Source organism: Bacillus sp. AFS055030 (genome assembly GCF_002574545.1).
GTDB lineage: Bacteria > Bacillota > Bacilli > Bacillales > Bacillaceae_G > Gottfriedia.
Genome location: NZ_NUGT01000063.1, coordinates 1 through 630 on the forward strand (window position 1 = coordinate 1; position 630 = coordinate 630).

A 630-nucleotide genomic window follows, 5' to 3' on the forward strand; every position below is an offset into this window, starting at 1 on the left:
CTCCCGTTATTCCGGTTGGACCCGGTTTTCCAGTTACGCCCGTCGTTCCCGTTGCTCCCGTTATTCCTGTTGAGCCGGTTGCTCCCGTTGTTCCGGTTGACCCCGTTACTCCAGTTGCACCGGTTATTCCGGTCGGTCCCGGTTCTCCGCTTGCTCCTGTTATTCCGGTTATTCCCGTTGCGCCCGTTGCTCCGGTTGGGCCGGTTACTCCAGTTGTTCCGGTTGAGCCGGTTGCTCCGGTTACTCCCGTCGGTCCTGTTGGGCCTGTTACTCCAGTCGTTCCCGTTGCACCCGTTGGACCCGGTTCTCCAGTTGCTCCGGTTACGCCCGTCGTTCCTGTTGCTCCCGTTATTCCGGTTGGACCCGGTTCTCCAGTTACGCCCGTCGTTCCCGTTGCTCCCGTTATTCCTGTTGAGCCGGTTGCTCCAGTTGTTCCAGTTGAGCCGGTTGCTCCCGTTGTTCCGGTTGACCCCGTTACTCCTGTTGAGCCGGTTGACCCCGTTACTCCAGTTGCACCGGTTATTCCGGTCGGTCCCGGTTCTCCTGTCGGGCCTGTCATTCCGGTTATTCCTGTTGAGCCGGTTGCTCCCGTTGTTCCTGTTGAGCCGGTTGCTCCGGTTACTCCCGTCG

1 pseudogene is annotated in these 630 nt (G+C 59.8%); it reads right to left on the reverse strand.

Annotation, left to right across the window (positions count from 1 at the left end):
- Positions 1 to 630, reverse strand: a pseudogene (locus tag CN925_RS15905) (hypothetical protein); the annotation flags it as partial.